This window comes from Kitasatospora sp. NPDC032121 (assembly GCF_055580145.1).
In genome coordinates this window covers 574,521-594,320 of the sequence record NZ_JBVILX010000003.1, presented here as the reverse complement: position 1 = coordinate 594,320, position 19,800 = coordinate 574,521, and the positions used below count along the sequence as shown (strand labels likewise).

Sequence of the window (19,800 nt, the reverse complement as noted above, 5' to 3'; positions counted from 1 at the left end):
CGGCCCCCGGCTGCTCCGCCGACCACGGCGCCAGCCACGACGTCGGCCACGCTCACGGCACAGCCGGGCACGGGGAGTTGGCGATCGAGCGGCCCGCCAGGGCGGTTCGTGACCTAGAGTAGCCGCATGGTCAACGAGGAACTGCCCGCCATACGCACGACGCCCGAGGCCGCCATGGAACCCCGGGCCGGGGACAGCGACCGGGAGGCGGTGGCCGAGCAGCTGCGGGTCGCCGCCGGCGAAGGCCGCATCGACCTCGCGGAGTTGGAGGAGCGGCTCGACCTGACCTACGCCGCGCGGACCTACCGCCAACTCGACGCCCTGGTGGCGGACCTCGGCGGGCGGGTCGGGCCCGGAGCGGAGTCCGCGGAGGAGGCCCTCGTACTCCGGCCCCGGATGAACAACATGGTGCAGGCCGGCCGGTGGTCGGTGCCCCGCCGGATCGTCGCGGAGACCAGGATGTCGCTGCTCACGATCGACTTCACCGAGGCCGTCTGCCCCCACCGGGAGGTCACGGTGGAGGCGTCGACCGGCATGGGCCACGTGCGGCTGATCGTCCCGCGCGGCTGGGGCGTACGGATCGATCCGTCGAGCACCAACACCGGGAACATCGTCAACAAGGCCGCCGAGTCGGCGGAGCCCGGCGCCCCGACACTGGTCCTGATCGGCCACCCACGGTCGGGGCCGATCAGGATCAAGCAGCGCCGCCGGGGCTGACGGGCGGGGACGGTCTGGCCTGGCCTGGCCTCTGGCCGCGTCTGGCCTGGTAGGTCGGACCTGGCCTGGCCTGGCCTGGCCTGGTCGGATCAGGAGAAGTCGAGGCCGCCCGTCCGGGTCCGCTTGAGTTCGAAGAACTTCGGGTAGCCGGCCAGCAGCCGCACACCCTCGAAGACCCGTACGGCGTCCTCGCCGCGCGGGATGGCGCTCAGCACCGGGCCGAAGAAGGCCACGCCGTCCACGTGGATGGTCGGCGTGCCGACCTCCTCGCCGACCGGGTCCATGCCCTCGTGGTGGCTCTTGCGCAGGGCCTCGTCGTGATCGGTGCTGTTCGCCGCCTCGGCCAGCTCCTCCGGCAGGCCCGCCGCCGCCAGCGCCTCCCGGATGACGGTGTCGTCGGCGGGCCGGTCCTGGTCGTGCAGCCGGGTGCCGAGCTCGGTGTACAACTCGCGCAGCACCTGCGGGCCGTACTGCTCGGCGGCGGCAATGCAGACGCGTACGGGGCCCCAGCCGGTGGTCATCAGGCGCTGGTAGCGCTCGGGCAGGTCGGTGCGGCCCTCGTTGAGGACGGACAGGCTCATCACCCGGAAGTTCAGGTCGAGTTCACGCTGCCGCTCGACCTCCAGGATCCACCGCGAGGTGATCCAGGCGAACGGGCAGACTGGATCGAAGTAGAAGTCGACCTTGACGGTGTCGCTGTCGGGCCTGTGGCCGTTGTCGAGGGGCTGGATGGCGTGGTGGGCGGGGTGCTGGTCGAGCACGCTGTTCGTCACGTCGTTCGTCACGTCGAAGAGGCTAGCGGCCGAATGGCCCACCCTCCAGGGCCAATCGACAGCTGCCGTGGTGGGCCACTCTCGGACCCGAGCTCACGCCCGACCACCCCGCTCAGGCACACGTCGTCCCGTCCGCCGGCACCGTGCCGTCCAGCAGGTAGGCGTCCACGATCTGCTTCAGGCACGCGTTGCCGGTGTTGTAGCCGCCGTGCCCCTCGCCCTGCAGGGTCACGCTGACGCCGACCCCTGCGCCGAGCTGCTGCGCCATCGCCCGGGCGCCCTCCACCGGGGTGGCCGGGTCTCCGGTGGTGCCGACCACCAGGATCGGGGCGGCGCCCGGCGCGGAGACCTCCGGATGGGCGGTCTTGCCGGGGACGGGCCAGCCGGTGCAGCCGGTCAGGCCCCAGGCGGTGAAGGTCCCGAACACCGGGGAGGCGGCGCGGAACTGCGGCAGCTGCTGCTGCACGTCCTGGTCCGAGTAGCGCTGCCGGGCGTCCACGCAGCTGATCGCCCGGTTCGCGGCGTTCAGGTTGTTGTAGTGCCCCTGCGGGTCGCGCCCGTTCAGCGCGTCGGCGAGCTGGAGCAGCGTGTCACCGGTCCCCTGTTCCATCGCCTCGGTGAGCCCGCCGACCAGCGCGGGCCAGGTCGCCTGGCTGTACAGGCCACCCGCGATGCCGGTGACCGCCAGGCTCTCGGTGAGCTGCCGCCCCTGCTTGGTGGGCAGCGGCGACTGGTCCAGCCGCTGCAGCAGTGCGGCGACCTTCGCCGTCCCCTCGTCGCCGCCCGCGCCCGTCGGGCAGGCGGCACCGGCCTGGGCCGCGCAGGCCTTCATGAAGTCGGCGAGGGCGAGTTGGAAGCCCTGGGCCTGGCCGAGCGCGGCCTGCTGCGGGTCCTTGGTGGGGTCGACCACCGAGTCCAGCACCATCCGGCCGACGTGCTGCGGGAACAGGTGGGCGTAGACACCGCCGAGCTGGGTGCCGTAGCTGAAGCCGAAGTAGGACAGCTTCTGGTCACCCAGTGCCTGGCGCATCAGGTCCATGTCGCGTGCGGCGCTCTCGGTGTCCACGTACGGCAGCACCGCGCCGGAGTTGTGCTCGCAGGCGGCGACGAACCCGGCGTTGGTGTCGTCCAGGGCCTTCACCTCGTCGGGGGTTTCGGGGGTGCCGTCGGAGGCGGTGGCGGCGTCCATCGCCCGGTCGTCCAGGCAGGTCACCGGGGCGCTGGCACCGACTCCGCGCGGGTCGAAACTCACCAGGTCGTAGCGGGTGTTGAGGGAGGCGTAGGTCGCGGCGAGGGCGTGCAGGACGACCACGCCGGAGGCACCGGGGCCGCCGAAGTTGAACAGCAGCGAGCCGATCCGCTGCTGCTCGTCCTTGGCGGGGGTGCGGATCAGGGCGAGGTCGATCGTCGCGCCGTCCGGTTTGCCGTAGTCGAGTGGGACCTTGAGGGTGGCGCACTGCCAGTCGGCCGCGGGCGCGGTGCCGGCGCCCTGGGCGGTGGTGGGGGCGGCGCAGGCGTGCCAGTCCAGGCTCTGGGTGGCCAGGGCGGTGGCGACTTCAGAGGTGCCGGTGGCCGGCGAGGCCGGTGCGGCCTCGGCGGCGGAGGGTCCGTCGGCCTGGCAGCCGGTGGCGGCGGTGAGCAGCAGGACGGTGAGGCCGAGCGCTCCGGCGCCGCGGACGACGGTGTGCATGGGGTGGGTCCACCTCTCGGTCGGCCGGGCGCCCCGGCGCGCGGTCACGGGCCTTTGGGCCTGCGGGCCTTTGGGCCTGCCGGACGCCCGTGCGCTCGGCGGGACGGCGTACGCCCGGCGCTCGGTTCGTCGACGCACCGCAGACCCTAAGGGCTGGCGCCCGCCGGTACCGTGCGGAGGCCCACGGACGGGGGCGCGCGCCGAACCGACTGCCACCGGCCGAACGGGTGAGGGACCGGTCTGCGCGGCCCGGCTGCGGGACGCCTGCCTCCCTCAACCCCCGGTCTCCCCCCTGCCGATCGGCAGGGGGGAGACCGGGGGTAACGCCTCGGGAACCTCCCGATCGGCACATGTGCGACGGGCCGACAGCACGCAAGGATGACGGGCATCGGGGCCCCGCCGGTGGGGCCCGGGAAGGAACCCTGCCGTGACCACCCTGTTCCTGTCGCTCTTCCTGTCCGCCGCCTTCTGCGTCCGCCTCCGCTTCGCCCTCGGCGCAGGCCTCGGCTCCGCAGGCCTCGGCTCCGCGGGCTTCGGCTCCGCAGGCCTCGGCTCCGCGGGCTTCGGGGATCGCCGACGCGCCCCCTCAGCGCAGCGCCATGCCCGGGGTTCCCCGCACCGCGTACGCCGGCAGGCGCAGCCCCCCGAGGGCCGCGCGGGGCAGGCTCAGCCCGAAGCGCCGTTCGACGGCGCCCAGGGCACGTCTCCGGGCGGCGCCGCCGCCGGCCTCCCGCCCGGGGTCACAGGAGGTCACGCCGTCGGCCTCCAGGACTCTGGCGGCGACGAGGTCCGGCACCAGCAGATCCGGCTCCTGGCCCCAGCGCCAACGCTCCTCGCCGAGGCCGAAGCCGCACAGCACGGCGCCGTCCCGGGCGTAGTCGAGCAGGGCCGGCCGCTGCTCCGGCATCGGGCGGAAGTGCACCACCTCGGCTCCGTCACGCGCTATCTCGGTGATCAGCTCACCGCCGGTGGAGTCGCCGTACTCGATCGCGAACGACCAGCCTGCGCACCTGCCGACGCGGATCACGCCGTCGCCGTCGTCACCGGGGCGGTAGACCTCGATGTCCAGGTCCCGGATCTGGGCGTCGCTGATCGGCTCGGTCGCGGTGGCCGGGTCGGCGCCCATCCGGCGGGCGAGCTCCTCGGGCGTGATCCCCCGGGCGAAGACGACGCCGCCGAGCTCACCGTCCGTGTCGGCGCCGCCCGTCGGGCATCGCCCGGTGCCGGGCCCGCCGATCTCCGCGAGCCACTGGATGCCGTCGCCGTCCTGCCCCGCTCCCCCGTGCGTGCCGTCGCTCATGCCGCCCTCCCCTCGCGCGCGGCCTGCGGTGACCGGGCGCGCCGGTGGGCACCCTAACCGACCCGGCCGACAGCCGGTCTCCGGTCGCCGGAGCACTGCCGGAACCAGCCGTACGCGGGCCGACAACCACCCCCGATCGATTGGAAGGAGACTGAGCCAAAGCCGAACTCGCTCAGCCCGAGCCGCCGTTCACCGGGACACGGCCGGCGCCTCCTGTCCCACCGCTTCGAACAGCATCTTCGCGGCGACCATCGCCCCGTCGGTGCGGATGCCGCCGGCCACGGCCTCCGCCCGTGTCCTGGTCTCCGGCGCCAGGGCCCTGGTGAGCGCGGCGGAGAGCGAGTCGACGGTCGGCCTGCGGTCGAGGTGCGCCGCACCGATGCCCAACTCCGCCACCCGGGCGGCCCAGTAGGGCTGGTCCGCAATCCGGGGGACGACCACCTGGGGCACCCCCGCCACGGCCGCGGTCGTCGTGGTGCCCGCACCGCCGTGGTGGACGACGGCGGCCACCCGGCGGAACAGGGCCTGCTGGTTCACCTCGCCGACGACGTGGCAGTCCTCCCGGTCGTCGATCGGGGCGAGCCCGGCCCAGCCACGGGCGAGGAGCAACCGGCGGCCCTGCGCGCGGGCCGCTTCGACGGCCACCCGCGCGATGCCCTCCGGGGCGTACGCGGCCATGCTGCCGAAGCCGACGTACACGGGCGGTTCACCGGCGTCCAGGAACGCCTCCAGGTCGGCCGGGAGCGGGCGATCGTCGGGCAGGATCCACGCCCCGGTCGGCACCACGTCGAGTTCCGTCATGCCCTCGGACGGGCACAGCGTCGGGTCCGCCGCCAGCCACGGCCGCTCGGTGAAGACGTGGTCGCGGACGTTCTCCACCGGCGGCAGTCCGCTCGCCGCCCGGTGGCTGTTGAGCGCCTCCCCGTACAGCGCGTTCACCCGCTGGGCGTCCTGCTCCCACAGCTTCCGGTAGTCGGTCTCGTCCTCCGGGGACGGCGTTCCCGGCCGCTGCCCGGGCCGGAAGTGCCGCGAGGGCAGCCCGAAGATGTGGAAGCAGGCCAGCACGTAGTGGAGGCCCAGCTTCTCGGCGACGTCCCGCGCCCCGGCCGGCATCAGCCCTGTCGCCAGCAGCACGTCACAGCCCTCGGCAGCGGCGGTCAGCATCTCGAACCGCGCGGCGACCAGCTCACGGGCCAACCGGAACGCGTCCTCCGCCGTCGGCGGCTTCGGACCGGCGACCACCGACCGCACCGTCGGGCCGAGCGGCACCAACGGCACCCCGGCCCGCGCCAGCACCGCCACGAACTCCTCGTCCGGCGGCGCACACACCCGCACCTCCGCACCGAGCCCCCGCAGCGCCACCGCCAGCCCGGCCAGCGGCTCGACATCCCCGCGTGATCCCCACGTCGTCATCAACACACGCATTTCACGACTCCCGTTCCCGCAGGTCATGGCCTTACGAACGGGATTCTGCGACAGATCGGGGGCCTTGCCGCAAGCCCCGGGTCACGCTATAGCTTGATAGTGGCAAGGGGATTGACTCTCCTTGCCCCTTCCTTTGGCCGCGTGGTCCCGCCCGCTCTCCCGAACCGGCCATCACGTAGCAATCCCGCCGGCCCCCAGCGCAGACTGTCGACCGTCCCCAACGGCCCCCGCTGCCCTCGCCGACCCGCAGGACGCGAGCGGCCGCCGCCACGCCGGTGACGGCCTGGCCCCGCACCCTGTTGCCGGCCGTCCCGGTCGCGCTCGCCGTCCAGGCGCACGGGTGGAGGTCGGCGTGGCCTCCGGCTACCTCCCGGTCACCATGATCAGTACGGGCCTACAAGCGGACGGGCCCACAAGCGGACGGGCCGACGGGCGGCCGGGCACGAGACCCGCCCGGGCGGTCCGCGCGCGCCTGTCAGCCCGTGAACCGACCGTCCCGGGCCACCACCCGGCCCGCGCGGACCACCAGCTCGCGCGTCGGCAGGTCGACCACCACCTGCGGCAGGCACTCGCCCGTCACCAGCATGAAGTCGGCGGGCGAGCCCGGCTTCAGGGTGGCGGCCGGCAGGTCCAGCAGTTCGGCGCCGCCGTCGGCCGCCAGCGCGAAGCAGTCGGCCAGCTGCTCGTCGGTGCGGGCGTCGGTGGTCCAGCCGAGCAGGTGGGCGCGGTGCAGGAGGTCGGCGTTGCCGTACGGGCTCCACGAGTCGCGCACGCCGTCCTAGCCGAGGCCGACCCGCACCCCGTGCGCCCGCAGCTCACGGAACGGCAGCACCTGGTGGGCGGAGGGCGCCACGGTGGTGAGGCCGACTCCGGACTCGGCCAGCTCGGCGGCGAGGTCGGCGAGCGGCGCGCCGGTCAGTTCGGGGACGCAGAAGGCGTGGCTGACGACCACCCGTCCGGCCAGTCCGGCCGCCCTGGTCCGCGCGGCGATCTCGCGCAGCGGGCCGAGGCCGCGCTCGCCCCGGTCGTGCAGGTGGATGTCCAGGCGCAGTCCGTGCTGTTCGGCGAGTCCGAACAGCAGCTCCAGCTGGGCGGGCCCCTCGCCGTCGGAGCCCTCGGCCGAGAGGCCGTCGAAGCCCGCCGGGTCGATCCCGCCGATGACGTCGATCAGGCCGCTCGCCGCCGCCTCGGCGAGCAGGGCGCCCGCACCGGGCATCCGCCGGACGCCGTGCTGGGGGAAGGCCACCAGCTGGACGTCCAGCACTCCGGCCAGCCGTTCGCGTGCCTCGGCGAGGCCGGTCACCCCGGCCAGTCCGTACGCGGGCGCCACGTCCACGTGGGCCCGCACGGCGCGGGTGCCGCGCGTCACGGCGTGGCTGAGCAGCCGGCGGGCGCGGTCGGCGACGGGGGTGCGCTGGTGCCGGTGGAGGTCGACGTCGCCCTGCACGTACTCGGGCAGCGAGCCGGCCGGGCGGCGGCTGTACCAGGGCTCGCCCCAGGCGGTCTTGTCGGGGTGGATGTGGGCGTCCACCAGGGTGGGCAGCGCGATCCGGCCGCCGCCCTCGACCACCTCCGGCACCGCTCCGTCCGGCAGGCGCTCGGCCAGCTGACCGTCCACGGCGATCAGGTCGACGGTCCGGTCGGCGCCGTACGGGCGGACGTTCCGGAAGAGGGTGACGGAAGGCCTGGTCATGGGCTGCTCGCTCTCGCTCCTGGTTCCGGGCTGGTCCGCGTACGCGTCCGTGGACGGAATGTGCTCACCAGGCAAAACGTCCCACCTTTCCTTCAACAATCTGTTTATCATCTCCGGGTTCCCGTCCCCCATCCGGAGTCGCTCACGCATGCCCACACCACCGCCCGCCGACGTGCCCCGACCGCATCCGCTGCACGCCCTGCGAGCCGCCGTCTTCGCCATCGGCGCCCTGCTCCTACTGGTCGGGGTGGGCGTACTGCTCGACCAGCCACTGCTGATCCCGTCACTGGCCGCCAGCGCCGCGCTGGTGCACGGCGCACCCGGGCTGCCGATCTCGCAACCGCGCAACCTGATCGGCGGTCAGCTGATGTCGGCCTTGATCGGCTTCGCCACCCTGGCCGTCACGGGCAGCACCAGCTGGGGCGCGGCCGTCGCCGCCGGGCTCTCGCTGGGCGCGATGATGCTCACCCATCTCTCGCACTCCCCGGCCGTGGCCACCGCCGTGATCGTCGTCCTGCAGGCGCCGCACCCCGTGCCCTTCCTCCCGTTGCTCGTGCTGGCCACCGGACTGCTGGTGCTCATCGGCCTGCTGCCCTGCCGGATCGGCGGGCACCCGGTCCGCTACCCGGTGTCCTGGTGACGGCCACTCGGCAATGACGGCCACTCGGCCACAGACCACGCGGCCGCGACCGGCCGCACGGTCACGACCGGCCTCGCGCCGGTGCCTGATCTCCACTCTCCTGCCGAACGCCGACGGCCGGGTCATCCGATCGGATGACCCGGCCGTCATCCGTTCCACCCGACAGGGGCCACCGCCCCGCCGACGCCGCCGAGCGCCCGCGACGGCAGGCTGGGACCGTCGCGCAGTCCGCCACCCGCCGAGGAGCCCCCGCCATGACCGCCCGCCCGCTCTCCCCCGCCGACCAGGCCCTGCTGGAGGCCGCCGACGGCGGCGACGTCGACGCCGTCCGCACGGCCCTGACCGCGGGCGCGGCCCTCGAGGCCCGCGACGCCCAGGGCCGTACGCCGCTGCTGCGGGCCGCCCTCGCCGACCGGGTCGCCGTCGCCCGGCTGCTGGTCGAGGCCGGAGCGGACGTCAACGCGCAGGATTCCCGGCTGAACACCCCCTGGCTGGTCACCGGCGTCACCGGCAGCGTCCCGATGCTGCGCGCCCTGCTGCCCGGCGGCCCGGACCTCACCCGCCGCAACCGCTACGGCGGGGTGTCGGTGATCCCCGCCGCCGAACGCGGCCACGTCGCCTACGTCCGCGCGGTCCTCGCCGAGACCGCCGTCGACGTCGACGTCGACCACGTCAACGACCTCGGCTGGACGGCCCTGCTCGAAGCCGTCCTCCTCGGCGACGGCGGCCCGGCACACCAGGAGATCGTCGAGGTCCTGCTCGCCCACGGCGCCGATCCGCTTCTCCCCGACGCCGACGGCGTCACCGCCCGCGCCCACGCCGAGCGCCGTGGCTTCCGCACCATCGCCGCGGCGCTGCGCACGGCGGAGACCGCCCACAACGACGGCACGGGCACTACCGGCTGAAGCCCATCCAGGCCCGAGGGGCCGCGGAACCGCGGAACCGCGGAACCGCGGAACCGCAGAGGTGAAGACCCCGACCAGGAACCGTGGAACCGGCCCCCGGGTGGCTCCCCCGAGTCGGCGGGCGGGCCGGACGGGCACCCAGCCCGCCCCGCCCCGCAGGGCCGGGATCAGCGCTCGGGCAAGGCCCGATCCCCCTGCTCGGCCAGCGACTTGATGCCGTCGAGGGTGGCCGCCATGCCGGTGCGCAGCTCGTTCAGCCGGAAGTCGACGATCTTCTCCTCCAGCTCCGGCGTGGCGTCGATGAACAGGCTGGGGCCGCTGCGACCCGGACCGATCACCACCGACTGGCGCAGCCGGGTGCCGCCGTCTTCGGGGGTCAGCTCGAAGCGCCACCGGGCCAGCGCCCCGAGGAGGTCGGACACCGGCTCGCCGTAGCGGCCGTCCGCGTCCATCACGCCCCAGGCGAAGACGCGCCGGTCGCCCGGCCCGGCCGGTGCCGTCGCCCCGGTCAGCTCGGTGATCTCGGAGACCGTCCGCCAGTCGGGCATGCCCGCACGGCTGTTGTGCCCCTCGAAGCGGGCGCCCACCGCGGGGCCGTCCGCGCCGTCCAGCCAGGCGACCCGCCGGAGCTCCGGGCTGAGCCGGGCGGGCAGGCCGATGTCCGTCACCAGCTCCCACACCCGCTCCACCGGCGCCGCGGCGAACACCTCGCAGTGCGTACCCGGACCTTCGGCGTACCGCATTCCCGTCCCCCTCTGCCTTCCTCCGTCACCGCTCTTGCGCATCGATGCGGGTCGACACCCGCCCGCTGTCCTCACCGACGTCCGGACGCCGGTGAGGACAGCGGGCGGGTTGCCGCCCTGGGCCCTGGTTCGATGATCGATCCGGCGGAACACCCAAGTCAATCCGCCGATTTACTGGGACACCCCCAAGCGATACCTTGGGCCTCCGTGACCATTGACGACCTCCGTGTCTTCGCCGCGGTCTGCCGGGCCGGCTCGCTCAGCGCCGTGGCCCGCGAGCTGAACTGCACCCAGTCCGCCGTCAGCCAGCACGTCAGGCGGCTGGAGCGGGAGGTCGGCCTCGCCCTGATCGAGCGCCACCCGCGCGGGGTCGTCCCCACCGCTGCGGGGAGCCTGCTGCGCACGGCGGTCGCCGCCGGCCTCGGCAGCATCGACCACGCGCTGCACCGGATCGCCGAACTCGCCCGCGGCGAGGGCGGGTCCGTACGGATCACCACCGGCGCCACCAGCATCCGGCACTTCATGTCCGCGGCCGTGGTGGACTTCCGGCGGCGCTTCCCCCAGGTCAGCCTGGAGTTCCAGACCGAGGTGTCCAGCCGTAGCTGCCTGGAGTCGCTCAACGCCGGGCGGGTCGACCTCGCCTGGATCACCCTCGGCGCCCCGGCCCGGGGCGTCGACCGGCGGCCGGTGGTCGAGCTGCCCTGGGTGCTCGCGGTCGCGGCGGGCGACCCGCTCGCCGCCCGGGCCCGGATCTCGCCCGGCGACCTCCAGGACGCCCGGCTGATCGGGCTGCCGCAGAACTCCGTCTCCCGCTCCCAGGTCGAGGCCTGGCTGGGGAAGTCGGGTATCCGGCCGGTCTTCGACACCAGCGTCGCCGACTGGGACACCGCGATCCTGCTTGCCGAACTCGGCCTCGGCCACGCCGTCGTCCCGGCCCTCCCGCAGTGGCAGGGCCCCGGCCACCCGGGCCTGCGGCTGCTTCCACTGCCCGACCTGCCCGCCCTCACGGCCGGTTGGGCCGTCCGCGACTGGGAGAACCTCGGCCCGCTCGCACGCGCCTTCGCCGACACCGTCGCCACCCACTGCGGCCGCGACACTCCGCGGCCCGGAGGCCCGGAGGCGGGCTGACCGCGGCGCGGCCGGCCGCCGTCACCCCTCGCCCTCCAGGGCCGTCCGGTCCCCGGCCGACAGGAAGCGGCCGACCGGCGTCCACACGCCGTGCCGTTGTCGCATAGTCGTCGTCAGCGGCTGCGGTCGTCGTCAGCGGCTGTGGAAGGAGTGGCTGCGCCCGATCTGCGCGAAGCCCCGGCGGGCGTACCACTCGCGCGGCCAGTCCACCGCGTCCGCGAGCAGGAACAGCTGCGGGACGCCGGCTTCGGCCGCCAGTGCCAGGCCGGTGGCGAGCAGGGTGTCGCCGTGCCCCGCGCCCCGATGCCGCGAGGCGGTCACCAGGTCCTCCAACTGGGCCAGCTCAAGGGACGGTTCGAGGTAGAGGTCGCTCCAGGCCGCGACCTCGCCGACCGGCGTCCGGGCGGCCAGGAAGTGCACCCCCGCGGCACCGCGCAGCCGGGCGGCACGGCGGTCGGTGAGCTGCCGGCCGAGTTCCTCGTCCTCGCTCCACTCCCGCTGCTGGCGCAGCACCGCCTCCCGAATCTCGCCCAACTCCACGGGAATTGCGGCTGGTTCGGGCCGCAGGCAGCCGCCCGTCGGCCGGGCCAGGATCACCACGCTCTCCCGCTCGTACCCCGCCGCCGTCAGCACCGGGGCGGCCCGCTCTCCCGAGTCCGGGTCCAGCACCGTGATGCGGTACCGGCCACGCCGCCCCAGCCATCGGGCGGCGAGCTCGGGCAGCATCGCCGGATCGGTGCCCGGCCCCTCGACGATCAGCTGGTTGTGCTCCTCCGAGCGGGCGAACTCGGCGTCTCGGACGGCGAACACCCCTGGGAATTCGGGAAGTTCGAGGAGTTCGGCCGCCTGGCGGCGGGCGAAGGCGGAGCGGAAGGTGGTCACGCGCGCAAGCAGATCCGACATCCCGCCATGATCACCCCAGCGACCCCCGCAGGCAACGGCTTTCCCGGGCCCGCACCCGCGCGCCCCACACCCCGCACACCACCACACACCGACACACCGGCACACCGGCACACCGGCTGACCGCGCCTCGCACACCGCCCCGGCGGACTAACGATCCAGGAAGCGCCGGATCCCGTCCCGCACGCCGTCCGTCGGCACGGTCGCCGCGAAGGCCGCCGCCTCGACCGCCAGCCCCTCGTCGATCGGCAGGTTGATGCCCCGGGTTACGGCCCGCAGGCAGGCGGCCACGGCGGTCGGCGCGTGACGGATGATCCGCTCGGCCAAGTCGCGGGCGGTGTCCAGCAGTTCGTCCGCCGGGGCGACGGAGTTGACCAGGCCGAGCTCGGCGGCCCGGGTGGCCGGGATCGGGTCGCCGGTGAGGATCAGCTCCAGACCGTGCTTGCGGCCGACGTGCCGCGGCAGCCGCTGCGAGCCGCCGAAGGGCGGCGGGAAGCCGAGCGAGATCTCGGGCTTGGCGAAGGTCGCGTGCTCGGCCGCGACGGCCAGCGGGGCGGCCTCGGTGATCTCGCAACCGCCCCCGTAGGCCAGGCCGTTGACGGCCACGATGACCGGCTTGGGGAACTCCTCGATCCGCCGGGTGAGGGTGTGCCCGCGCCGGACGAACTCGCGCAGCGCCCGCTCCGGCCCGCCCGCGATGCTGGCCGCCAGCGACGGGATGTCGGCGCCCGCGCTGAACGCCCGCTCGCCGGCGCCTGTGAGGATCACGGCGCGGACGGTGTCGTCGGCGTCGATCAGGTCGAGCTCGGCGAGCAGCGCGTCGATCGTCGGGTAGTCGAGGGCGTTGAGCTTCTTCTCCCGGTCGATGGTGAGGGTGACGACGTGCCGGTCCCGCTCGCTGCGGATGGTCATGGGCGTGTGCTCCGTTCCTGGCCTCGCTGCTGGATGGGACGAGGCTAGGAACACCCGCCCAGGACAATCCACTTATTGTCCTGGATACACTCCGGTACCCGCCCGCACACCCGGGGCGGGCCTCCGCCCCCAGGAATCCCGCTCCAGAACTCCACTCCAAGAACTCCACTCCGGGAACTCCACCCCGAGGAACGGCAGGTGCCCCGTGCGGCCGCCCACCTACAAGGCCGTCGTCGACGAGTACGCGGCCGCCATCCGCTCCGGCGCGCTCCCGGCCGGCACCCGGCTGCCGACCCACCGCGCCCTCGCCCGCGAACGGCGGATCGCCCTCGCCACCGCCACCCGGATCTACGCCGAACTGGCCGCCGCCGGACTGGTGGTGGGCGAGCAGGGGCGCGGCACCTTCGTCCGGCTGCGGTCCGGCTACGACGGCCCCGAACCCTCACGAGCGCTCCCGGTGCCCCGGGTGGCCGACCTCTCCTTCAACCAGCCGCTCGCCCCCGGGCAGGGCGACCAGCTCCGGCAGGCCCTGCGCGCGCTCGCCTCCTCGGGCGACGCCGAGGCCCTGCTGCGCCAGCACCCGCCGGGCGGCCACCGGCACGACCGGGCCGCGGTCGCCACCCACCTGCTGGACCGCGGGATCGACACCCCGCCCGAGAACGTCCTGCTCACCAGCGGCGCGCAGCAGGCCCTGGACTGCGTCCTGCGTACGCTCACCCGCCCCGGGGACGTCCTCGCCGTGGACGCGCTCGGCTACCCGGGCATCAAGCTGCTCGCCACCGCCCACGGACTGGACCTCGCCCCCGTACCGGTCACCGCCGCGGGCCCGGACCTCGACGCGCTCGACCGGCTCTGCCGCACCCGGCCGGTGCGGGCGGTGTACACCCAGCCCACCGTCCACAACCCGCTCGGCTGGGTGCTCGACGCGGCGCAGCGCGAGCGCCTCGTCCGGCTCGCCGCCGACCACGGCTTCACCCTCGTCGAGGACGGCACCTACGCCTTCCTGGAGGCCGCACCGCCCCCGCCCCTGCACACCCTCGCCCCCGAGCGCACCTGCTACCTCGCAGGCCTCTCCAAGAGCGTGGCACCCGGTCTGCGGTTCGGCTTCGCCGTCCTGCCCACCCACCTGGTCCGGGCCGCCACCACCAACCTGCGCACGGCGGCCTGGGGCGCCCCCGGGCTGATCACCGCCCTCGCCACCGGCTGGCTCACCGACGGCACGGTCGCCCGGCTGGAACGGGAACGCCGTACGGACGCCGCCGCCCGCCAGTCCATCGCCCGCACCGCCCTGGCCGGCCTGACGACCACCGCCCACCCCACCTCGTACATCGTCTGGCTCACCCTCGAACCCCACCAGCGCCCGGACCACGCGGCCGCCGCCCTGGCCGCCGAGGGCATCCTGATCTCCACCGCCGACGCCTTCGCCACCACCCCCCACCACCCCAACGCCCTCCGCCTCGCCCTCGCCACACCCCCGCTCCCCACCCTCCCCGCCGTCCTCACCCACCTCCGCACCACCCTCGAAGCCATCGCCCCCTGACTCCCCCAGCCGGCACAGCATCAGAAGTCGGCCTCGCCGACTTCTCCCTCCCCCGCCGCGCGGGCGAAGCGGGTGCTCCAGTCGGCGAGCAGGCTCCGCAGGGCGGGTGGGGCGAGTACGTGGAACTCGGCGCCGAGGGAGCCCAGGGCCATGGCGGGCCAGTCGAGGGAGTCGGCCGTCATCCGCAGGCGGCAGCGGTCGGGGGTGACGGGTTCCACGGTGGCCCAGCGGCCGACGCGGGCGCGGACGTGGTCGGCCGGCGCCTCGACGAGGGCCTCCACGAGGTGCGGCCGGGGCATGCCCTGGAGGCCCGCGCGGACGAACTCCGCCGCGTCGGCGGCCGGGAGGGCCCGCGGGGCGAAGCGGGCGCCGCTGCCGGACGGGGCGGTGAGGCGGTCGATGCGGAAGCTGCGCCAGTCGGCCCGGTCGAGGTCGTACGCCACCAGGTACCAGCGGCGGTTCAGGCAGACCAGCCGGTGCGGTTCGACGTGCCGCTCCGTGCCGCGCCCGTCGGCGGCCGTGTAGGAGAACCGCACCCGTTCGCCGTCCCGGCAGGCGAGCGCCACCACGGTCAGGACGTCCGGGTCGACGCCCGCACCGGCCCCGGTCCCCCAGTCCACCGGGACGGTCACCGCGCGCAGTGCCTCCACCCGTCGGCGCAGCCGGACCGGCATCACCTGGACCACCTTCGCCAGCACCCGCACCGAGGCCTCGGCGACGCCCTCCACCGGGCTCTCGGCCGCCGCCTGCAGGCCCACCGCGAGGGCCACCGCCTCCTCGTCGTCGATCACCAGCGGCGGCAGCGCCGCGCCCGCCGCGAGCTGGTAGCCGCCGTCGACGCCGCGCTGCGCCTCGACGGGGTAGCCGAGTTCGCGCAGCCGGTCGATGTCGCGGCGCAGGGTGCGGACGGAGACGCCGAGCCGGTCGGCCAGTTCCTCGCCCGGCCAGTACCGGTGGGTCTGGAGCAGGGAGAGCAGTCGCAGCGTCCGGGTGCTCGTGTTGGCCATGCCCCGATTCTCCCGGGATTCAGGACAGGAAGTGGCCGCAATGGTCCGTAGCGTTCTTCTTGCCCGAGGGAGCAGGACCCGAGCAGGACCCACAAGACCCGCAGAACCAGGGCAAAACCACAGCAGAACCAGAGCAAGAGCCGAGCAAGACCCGAGCAGGAACCGTGCAGGACCCGAGCGAAAGGCCGTCACGATGACCACGTCCACCACCCCCGCCGCCACCCCCCGGACCCTCACCGGCGAGCGCGCCGACCTCCTGGTGGCCCTGGAGAAGCAGCGGCACTTCCTGCGCTTCACCACCCGCGACCTCACCGACGAGCAGGTCGGCCTGCGGACCTGTGCGAGCGAGCTGTGCCTGGGCGGCCTGATCAAGCACGTGACCAGCGTCGAGCGGCTCTGGGCGGAGTTCATCGTGCAGGGGCCGTCCGCGATGCCCGACTTCACGAGCTGGACCGAGGAGGACTTCGCCCGCCGCGCGGACGAGTTCCGCATGCTGCCCGGCGAGACGCTGGCCGGTGTCCTCGCGGCGTACGCCGAGGTCGCCCGCCGCACCGACGAGCTGGTGGCCGGCCTCCCCGACCTGGACGCCACCCAGCCGCTGCCGAAGGCCCCCTGGTTCGAGCCGGACGCCGAGTGGTCGGCCCGCCGGGTGCTGCTGCACATCGCCAACGAGACCGCCCAGCACGCCGGCCACGCCGACATCATCCGCGAGTCGCTGGACGGCGCGAAGAGCATGGGCTGAGCCGGTCCCGGACCGGCCGGGGTCCGTCGGCAGCCGCCGCGGACCCCGGGACCCACGAACCTGCCCCGGGAGCGCCCCGGAACCGCCCTCAGGCCCGCCCGACGAAGGTGAACCCGGCGCCGTCGACCACGCTGCGGACCAGGGCCTCGTCCAGCGGCTGCGCGGAGGCCACGGTGACCCGCCCGCTCGGTGCGTCGGCGCTGACGTCGGTGACACCCGGCAGGACGGCGAGTCCGGCGCTGACCGTCTTCTCGCAGTGGCCGCAGCTCATGCCGTCGACGGCGAAAACAGCGGTGGTGGACATGGCGGCGCCTCCGATGGCAGGTCAGACGGAACGAGGTCGACCCGGACGGATCGACCTGCCCCCACCACACCCGAATCCGACGGCGGCGCCCAGGGACACGCCGCCCGGGTGACACCATCGAGCGGTTCCGGGAACCGCCCGGGCCTCCCGTCCGACTGGCGTCCGCACGGCGGCCGGCCGTGGTGACGCGCGCCACTCTCCGAACCGCCGCCACTCCCCGCCGCGTCCCTCCAGGTCCGACTCTTTCGCACATTCGGGCGACGGCCCGGCCCGCAGATCCCGTCCTGGAGCACTTCCCCGCGATGTCCGTCCCGGCCCCGCTCGGCGGCCACCCGGCCATCCGGCCACCACCGCCCTTCCGCCGCCCAGGCCCCGAGCAAAGCGCCCTGACCTGCCGACATCCGCCCCCCCGTGCCGGGCCGCCTGCCGAAAGACGGATAATCCTGGTCGGACCGGACGCACCGCACCGCGCGCCCGGTCCCGGTCGTGTTCCAGTCGGTGCCGGTGGAGGAGAAGCGTTGAACGGTGTGCCCGGCGGGGAGATCCTGGACTGGCCGGTGCTGCTGGAGGCCGCCGAGGCGACCGCCCGCGCGACCACGGGCCGGGGCCGGGTCGCCGACTACATCCCGGCCCTCGCCAGCGCCGACCCGGAGGCCTTCGGCATGGCCGTGGCCACCGTCGACGGGGAGTTGCACGGCGTCGGGGACTGGGAGCGGCCGTTCTCCGTGCAGAGCGTCTCCAAGCTGTTCACGCTCGCCCTCGCGGTGGCCTACGGCGGCGACACGCTCTGGCGGGGCGTCGGTCGCGAGCCGTCCGGCAACCCGTTCAACTCCCTGGTGCAGCTGGAGACCGAGCACGGCATCCCGCGCAACCCGTTCATCAACGCGGGCGCCCTGGTGGTCACCGACCGCCTCCAGACCATGACCGGCGACGCCTCGGGCGCGGTACGGGAGTTCCTGCGCCGCGAGTCCGGCAACCCGCTGCTCGACACGGACCCGGTGGTCGCCGCCTCGGAGGCCGAACACGGCCACCGCAACGCCGCGCTGGCCCACTTCATCGCCAGTCACGGCAATCTGGAGAACCCGGTCGAGACCGTCCTGGAGCACTACTACGCCCACTGCGCGGTCGCCACCAGCTGCCGCGACCTCGTCCTCGCCGGTTCCTTCCTCGCCCGCTACGGCGTGCGCGCCGACGGCACCCGGCTGATGTCCCGCAGCGAGGCCAAGCGGATCAACGCCGTCCTGCTCACCTGCGGCACCTACGACGCCGCCGGCGAGTTCGCCTTCCGCGTGGGCCTGCCCGGCAAGAGCGGCGTCGGCGGCGGCGTCCTCGCCATACTCCCCGGCCGCGCGGCCGTCTGCGCCTGGGGCCCGCGCCTGGACCAGGCCGGCAACTCCGTCGCCGCGGTCGCCGCCCTGGACACCCTGACCACCCTCTCCGGCTGCTCGGTGTTCTGATCCCCGGTGGGGAACCGGGCCCCGGCCGTCCGCACAGCGACCGGGACCCGGTGGTTCGAAGGGCGGCCCGGCCGCCCTCGGGGAGGGCTACTCCACCGTCACGCTCTTCGCCAGGTTGCGCGGCTTGTCCACGTCGCGGCCGAGGGAGACGGCGGCGTGGTAGGCCAGCAGCTGGAGCGGGATGTTGAGCAGCAGCGGGTCCAGCTCGGGCTCGCTCTTGGGCACCAGGATGCAGTGGTCCGCGAGCTTCTCCTCGGGCCGCCGGTGGGCGACCGCGATGACCCGCCCGGAGCGGGCCTTGATCTCGCCCAGCGTGGTCAGGTTCTTGTCCAGCAGCTCGTCGTCCGGAACCAGTGCCACGGTGGGCAGTTCGGGGCTGATCAGCGCCAGCGGACCGTGCTTGAGCTCGCTCGCCGGGTAGGCCTCGGCGTGCACGTAGGAGATCTCCTTGAGCTTCTGCGCGCCCTCGCGGGCCACCGGGAAGCCGCGCACCCGGCCGATGAACATCATGCCCGTCGACTCGGCGTACTCGGCGGCGAGTCCGGCGATCGCCTCGCTCTGCTCCAGCACCTCGCGGATCTGGTCGGGCAGCGCCTGGAGCGCCGAGACGATCCGGCGCCCGTCGGCGGGCGACAGGTCGTGGATGCGCCCGAAGTGCAGGGCGAGCAGCGCGAAGGCGACCACGGTGGAGGTGAAGGCCTTGGTCGAGGCGACGGAGACCTCGGGACCGGCGTGCAGGTAGATACCGCCGTCACACTCTCGGGCGATAGCGCTTCCCACGGTGTTGACGACGCCGAGCACCCGGCCGCCCTTGCGCTTGATCTCCTGGACGGCGGCCAGCGTGTCGTAGGTCTCACCGGACTGGCTGACCGCGACGTACAGGGTGTCCGCCTCGATCACCGGGTTGCGGTAGCGGAACTCCGAGGCCGGCTCGCTGTGCGCGGGGATGCGGGCCAGCTCCTCGATCAGCTGCGCGCCCATCTCGCCCGCGTAGTAGGCCGATCCGCAGCCGAGGATCTTCACCCGGCGGATCTCGCGCAGCTCCCGGGCGTCCAGGTTGAGGCCGCCGAGGTGGGCGGTGGCGAAGCGCTCGTCGAGGCGGCCGCTCAGGGTGCGCTCGACCGAGCCGGGCTGCTCGTGGATCTCCTTGAGCAGGAAGTGCTCGAAGCCGCCGGTGTCGTAGGAGTCGACCTCCCAGTCCACGGTGGACGGCTGGCGGTGCGTGGTGCGGGCGTCCGCGGTGAAGGTGCGGAAGCCGTCGGCCCGGACGGTGGCGAGCTCGCCGTCCTCCAGGTGGACGACCTGGCGGGTGTAGCGGACCAGCGCGGAGACGTCCGAGGCGGCGAACATCTCCTTCTCGCCGATGCCCAGCACGATCGGGCTGCCGTTGCGGGCGACGACGATGCGGTCCGGCCGCTCGGCGTCGAGCACCGCGATGCCGTAGGTGCCGACCACCCGGCTCAGCGCGGCGCGCACCGCGTCCTCCAGCTCCACGCCCTCGGCGACGTTCGCCGCGATCAGGTGGGCGAGCACCTCGGTGTCGGTCTCGGAGTGGAACACGGCGCCGTCGGCGGTGAGCTTGGCGCGCAGCTCGTCGGCGTTCTCGATGATGCCGTTGTGGACGACGGCGATCCGCTCGGCGTTGTCCAGGTGGGGGTGGGCGTTGGCGTCGCTGGGGACGCCGTGGGTGGCCCAGCGGGTGTGGCCGATGCCGGTGGTGCCCTTGAACCGGGCCGGCACGGCGGCGGCCAGGTCGGCGACCCGGCCCTTCACCTTGCGGAGCTTGATCCCGCCGCTGCGCCCGGTGACGGCGACGCCGGCCGAGTCGTAGCCGCGGTACTCCAGCCGCGCCAGCCCCTCCAGCAGGAAGGGGGTCGCGTCCTTGGGGCCGATGTAGGCCACGATTCCGCACATGCGTGGTCTC

Annotated in this window: 17 protein-coding genes and 1 pseudogene; 7 read left to right on the top strand and 11 right to left on the bottom strand. The window is 74.3% G+C overall.

Annotated elements, in window-relative coordinates; all coding sequences use genetic code 11:
- The first annotated feature begins 126 nt into the window (after window positions 1–126).
- Complete coding sequence (locus ACZ5OX_RS13515; protein ID WP_465630031.1) at window positions 127–717, top strand: DUF1707 SHOCT-like domain-containing protein; 591 nt, start codon at window positions 127–129, stop codon at window positions 715–717.
- Window positions 718–806: 89 nt separating this feature from the next.
- Here the strand turns inward: ACZ5OX_RS13515 and ACZ5OX_RS13510 are convergent, their stop codons facing one another.
- The 5 genes and pseudogenes from ACZ5OX_RS13510 to ACZ5OX_RS13490 form a co-directional block, all read right to left on the bottom strand.
- Window positions 807–1,448 (bottom strand): mycothiol-dependent nitroreductase Rv2466c family protein, encoded by a 642-nt coding sequence (locus ACZ5OX_RS13510; RefSeq protein ID WP_392876826.1) that lies wholly within the window; start codon window positions 1,446–1,448, stop codon window positions 807–809.
- Window positions 1,449–1,602: 154 nt separating this feature from the next.
- Window positions 1,603–3,180: an alpha/beta hydrolase gene (locus ACZ5OX_RS13505; protein WP_465630030.1), complete on the bottom strand. Its 1,578-nt coding sequence runs from the start codon at window positions 3,178–3,180 to the stop codon at window positions 1,603–1,605.
- Between the two features lie 586 nt (window positions 3,181–3,766).
- Window positions 3,767–4,480 (bottom strand): DUF6461 domain-containing protein, encoded by a 714-nt coding sequence (locus ACZ5OX_RS13500; protein WP_465630029.1) that lies wholly within the window; start codon window positions 4,478–4,480, stop codon window positions 3,767–3,769.
- 189 nt (window positions 4,481–4,669) lie between these two features.
- Window positions 4,670–5,905: a glycosyltransferase gene (locus ACZ5OX_RS13495; protein ID WP_465630028.1), complete on the bottom strand. Its 1,236-nt coding sequence runs from the start codon at window positions 5,903–5,905 to the stop codon at window positions 4,670–4,672.
- A gap of 475 nt (window positions 5,906–6,380) precedes the next feature.
- Window positions 6,381–7,598 (bottom strand): annotated as a pseudogene (locus ACZ5OX_RS13490) (amidohydrolase).
- Between the two features lie 148 nt (window positions 7,599–7,746).
- Here ACZ5OX_RS13490 and ACZ5OX_RS13485 point away from each other — a divergent pair.
- Window positions 7,747–8,238, top strand: coding sequence for an HPP family protein (locus ACZ5OX_RS13485; RefSeq protein ID WP_465630027.1), 492 nt, complete (start codon window positions 7,747–7,749; stop codon window positions 8,236–8,238).
- 254 nt (window positions 8,239–8,492) lie between these two features.
- Window positions 8,493–9,143, top strand: a complete 651-nt coding sequence (locus tag ACZ5OX_RS13480) for an ankyrin repeat domain-containing protein (RefSeq protein ID WP_465630026.1) — start codon at window positions 8,493–8,495, stop codon at window positions 9,141–9,143.
- A gap of 167 nt (window positions 9,144–9,310) precedes the next feature.
- Here the strand turns inward: ACZ5OX_RS13480 and ACZ5OX_RS13475 are convergent, their stop codons facing one another.
- Window positions 9,311–9,886 (bottom strand): SRPBCC family protein, encoded by a 576-nt coding sequence (locus ACZ5OX_RS13475; RefSeq protein WP_465630025.1) that lies wholly within the window; start codon window positions 9,884–9,886, stop codon window positions 9,311–9,313.
- A gap of 207 nt (window positions 9,887–10,093) precedes the next feature.
- Between ACZ5OX_RS13475 and ACZ5OX_RS13470 the strand changes: the two genes are divergently transcribed.
- On the top strand, window positions 10,094–11,014 hold the full coding sequence (locus tag ACZ5OX_RS13470; protein WP_465630024.1) for a LysR family transcriptional regulator: 921 nt from the start codon (window positions 10,094–10,096) through the stop codon (window positions 11,012–11,014).
- Between the two features lie 132 nt (window positions 11,015–11,146).
- Here the strand turns inward: ACZ5OX_RS13470 and ACZ5OX_RS13465 are convergent, their stop codons facing one another.
- Window positions 11,147–11,917, bottom strand: a complete 771-nt coding sequence (locus tag ACZ5OX_RS13465; RefSeq protein ID WP_465630023.1) for a GNAT family N-acetyltransferase — start codon at window positions 11,915–11,917, stop codon at window positions 11,147–11,149.
- Window positions 11,918–12,064: 147 nt separating this feature from the next.
- On the bottom strand, window positions 12,065–12,826 hold the full coding sequence (locus ACZ5OX_RS13460) for a crotonase/enoyl-CoA hydratase family protein (RefSeq protein ID WP_465630022.1): 762 nt from the start codon (window positions 12,824–12,826) through the stop codon (window positions 12,065–12,067).
- 205 nt (window positions 12,827–13,031) lie between these two features.
- On the opposite strand from ACZ5OX_RS13460, the gene ACZ5OX_RS13455 reads away from it, so the two are divergent.
- Window positions 13,032–14,366: an aminotransferase-like domain-containing protein gene (locus ACZ5OX_RS13455; protein WP_465630021.1), complete on the top strand. Its 1,335-nt coding sequence runs from the start codon at window positions 13,032–13,034 to the stop codon at window positions 14,364–14,366.
- A 20-nt stretch (window positions 14,367–14,386) separates the two neighbouring features.
- On the opposite strand, the gene ACZ5OX_RS13450 is transcribed toward ACZ5OX_RS13455, so the two are convergent.
- Window positions 14,387–15,373, bottom strand: a complete 987-nt coding sequence (locus tag ACZ5OX_RS13450; RefSeq protein WP_465630020.1) for a helix-turn-helix transcriptional regulator — start codon at window positions 15,371–15,373, stop codon at window positions 14,387–14,389.
- 193 nt (window positions 15,374–15,566) lie between these two features.
- Here ACZ5OX_RS13450 and ACZ5OX_RS13445 point away from each other — a divergent pair, with 193 nt between their 5' ends.
- Window positions 15,567–16,115, top strand: coding sequence for a DinB family protein (locus tag ACZ5OX_RS13445; protein WP_465630019.1), 549 nt, complete (start codon window positions 15,567–15,569; stop codon window positions 16,113–16,115).
- A gap of 88 nt (window positions 16,116–16,203) precedes the next feature.
- Here the strand turns inward: ACZ5OX_RS13445 and ACZ5OX_RS13440 are convergent, their stop codons facing one another.
- Window positions 16,204–16,419, bottom strand: a complete 216-nt coding sequence (locus ACZ5OX_RS13440) for a heavy-metal-associated domain-containing protein (RefSeq protein ID WP_465630018.1) — start codon at window positions 16,417–16,419, stop codon at window positions 16,204–16,206.
- Window positions 16,420–16,964: 545 nt separating this feature from the next.
- Between ACZ5OX_RS13440 and ACZ5OX_RS13435 the strand changes: the two genes are divergently transcribed.
- Window positions 16,965–17,876 (top strand): glutaminase, encoded by a 912-nt coding sequence (locus ACZ5OX_RS13435; RefSeq protein ID WP_465630137.1) that lies wholly within the window; start codon window positions 16,965–16,967, stop codon window positions 17,874–17,876.
- 87 nt (window positions 17,877–17,963) lie between these two features.
- Here the strand turns inward: ACZ5OX_RS13435 and glmS are convergent, their stop codons facing one another.
- Complete coding sequence (gene glmS, locus ACZ5OX_RS13430; protein ID WP_449787491.1) at window positions 17,964–19,790, bottom strand: glutamine--fructose-6-phosphate transaminase (isomerizing); 1,827 nt, start codon at window positions 19,788–19,790, stop codon at window positions 17,964–17,966.
- Window positions 19,791–19,800: the final 10 nt, after the last annotated feature.

Coding starts and splice junctions, on each gene's coding strand:
- ACZ5OX_RS13515 (WP_465630031.1), top strand. CDS start 127: ATGGTCAACGAGGAACTGCCCGCCATACGCACGACGCCCGAGGCCGCC.
- ACZ5OX_RS13505 (WP_465630030.1), bottom strand. CDS start 3,180: ATGCACACCGTCGTCCGCGGCGCCGGAGCGCTCGGCCTCACCGTCCTG.
- ACZ5OX_RS13500 (WP_465630029.1), bottom strand. CDS start 4,480: ATGAGCGACGGCACGCACGGGGGAGCGGGGCAGGACGGCGACGGCATC.
- ACZ5OX_RS13495 (WP_465630028.1), bottom strand. CDS start 5,905: ATGCGTGTGTTGATGACGACGTGGGGATCACGCGGGGATGTCGAGCCG.
- ACZ5OX_RS13485 (WP_465630027.1), top strand. CDS start 7,747: ATGCCCACACCACCGCCCGCCGACGTGCCCCGACCGCATCCGCTGCAC.
- ACZ5OX_RS13480 (WP_465630026.1), top strand. CDS start 8,493: ATGACCGCCCGCCCGCTCTCCCCCGCCGACCAGGCCCTGCTGGAGGCC.
- ACZ5OX_RS13475 (WP_465630025.1), bottom strand. CDS start 9,886: ATGCGGTACGCCGAAGGTCCGGGTACGCACTGCGAGGTGTTCGCCGCG.
- ACZ5OX_RS13465 (WP_465630023.1), bottom strand. CDS start 11,917: ATGTCGGATCTGCTTGCGCGCGTGACCACCTTCCGCTCCGCCTTCGCC.
- ACZ5OX_RS13460 (WP_465630022.1), bottom strand. CDS start 12,826: ATGACCATCCGCAGCGAGCGGGACCGGCACGTCGTCACCCTCACCATC.
- ACZ5OX_RS13450 (WP_465630020.1), bottom strand. CDS start 15,373: ATGGCCAACACGAGCACCCGGACGCTGCGACTGCTCTCCCTGCTCCAG.
- ACZ5OX_RS13445 (WP_465630019.1), top strand. CDS start 15,567: ATGACCACGTCCACCACCCCCGCCGCCACCCCCCGGACCCTCACCGGC.
- ACZ5OX_RS13440 (WP_465630018.1), bottom strand. CDS start 16,419: ATGTCCACCACCGCTGTTTTCGCCGTCGACGGCATGAGCTGCGGCCAC.
- glmS (WP_449787491.1), bottom strand. CDS start 19,790: ATGTGCGGAATCGTGGCCTACATCGGCCCCAAGGACGCGACCCCCTTC.